We start from the raw sequence: 747 nt of genomic DNA, 5'->3' as shown, positions 1-747 counted from the left end.
CGGTTGACGATGAAAGCCGGGAAATCCTCGGCGACCGTGATCGTCTTCTCGAGCGAGGTGACGAATTGCTTGGCCGCGTTGAACGTGCCCTCATCGGTGGCGATGCCGCGCACGAGTTCGACAAGCTTCATCACCGGCACGGGGTTCATGAAGTGGATGCCCATGAAATGCTCAGGTCGGTCGGTCGCGGAGGCGAGCCGGGTGATCGACAGCGACGACGTATTGGTGGCGAGGATCGCTTCCGGCTTCAGGACCGGACAGACGGTCGAGTAGATCTTGCGCTTGGTCGCCTCGTCCTCGGTCGCCGCTTCGATCACCAGGTCGGCAGAAGCGAGGTCGTTGAGGTCGGCGGAGCCGGAAATGGCGGCAAGCGCGCTCTTGCGTTCTTCTTCCGTGATCTTGCCGTTGGCCACCTGACGGGCGAGGTTGCCGTTGATCGTGGCAAGAGCCGCTTCGATGCGCTCGGAAGACAGATCATAGAGCTGGACGCGATAGCCGGCGGCGGAGGAAACCTGGGCTATGCCACAGCCCATCTGACCCGCCCCAATCACACCGACATTCCTGATTTCGCTGCCCATGGTCTTTCCCGTGATAGATTTTTTCGATTTTTGGCGGTGAACCGCTTATCAACACATCATAGTGGCCGGGCTCGCAATTTCGCAAGCCCGGCCATTTTGATACTTCCGTTCAACAAGGATAGCCAGAGCTTTTTCGCAATTGCGAAGACCTGGTTAATCGCCTCAAAGG

At 58.8% G+C, this 747-nt stretch carries 1 protein-coding gene; it reads right to left on the bottom strand.

Going from position 1 to position 747, the window contains the following annotated elements:
• A partial coding sequence (locus AC1D0P_RS26495) for a 3-hydroxyacyl-CoA dehydrogenase NAD-binding domain-containing protein (protein ID WP_477679451.1) occupies window positions 1-578 on the bottom strand: 578 nt, incomplete at its 3' end.
• Between the last annotated feature and the right edge of the window lie 169 nt (window positions 579-747).

The sequence above is a fragment of the Polaromonas sp. P1_G2 genome (genome assembly GCF_056405515.1).
The sequence above is the reverse complement of the archived record's forward strand: the minus strand, read 5'-3'. Positions and strand labels throughout refer to the sequence as shown.